Here is a 630-nt window from a genome sequence, read left to right on the forward strand (position 1 = left end):
ATCACCGTGCCGGCCAACGGCACCGTGGGTACTACCACCGTGACTGCGCCGGACAACGTCTACATCGGTACCAACGACTCGATCGTGAAATCGATCGCCTCGGTCAGCGGCACCGACGTCGGCAAGTTCGAGCAGCTGACCCTGGACAAGGCCCCGGTCACCACCACCGTCACCGACGAGCCAGGTTCGGGTACTCCGGGCACCGGTAACCAGGGTGACCTGGTGCTGGTCACCATTACCGCCGACCAGACCTCGGTCGCCGAGAACGTGAAGCCGACCTTCACCGTGCACATCAACACGGCACTGGCCAACGACCTGGTCGTGACCCTGAGCAACAACGCCCAGGTCACCATCAAGGCCGGCCAGACCAGCGCGCCATACGAACACGCTGCACAAGGCGACGATGTCTACAAAGACGGCGGTGAAATCAGCCTGGGTATCAAGTCGGCCGCCGACATCGGCAACCGTCCGTTCGAGAACCTGCAGCTGGGCGATGCGGCGAAAGTCACCGTCACCGACACCACCGACGAAGTGATCGCGAAGCTGACTGCTACCCCGTCGGTCACTGAAGGCGGCGTGATCACCTACACCGTCACGCTGACCAACAAAGACGGGCTGCCGATCAACAAC

Annotated in this window: 1 protein-coding gene; it reads left to right on the forward strand. The window is 62.5% G+C overall.

The window, feature by feature from the left end; genetic code table 11:
- Positions 1–630, forward strand: a 630-nt coding sequence (locus ACF8R4_RS01940) for an immunoglobulin-like domain-containing protein (protein ID WP_392491586.1), incomplete at both ends; no start/stop codon positions are given.

This window comes from Pseudomonas sp. FYR_2 (assembly GCF_043106425.1).
GTDB classification, from domain to species: Bacteria; Pseudomonadota; Gammaproteobacteria; order Pseudomonadales; family Pseudomonadaceae; genus Aquipseudomonas; species Aquipseudomonas monteilii.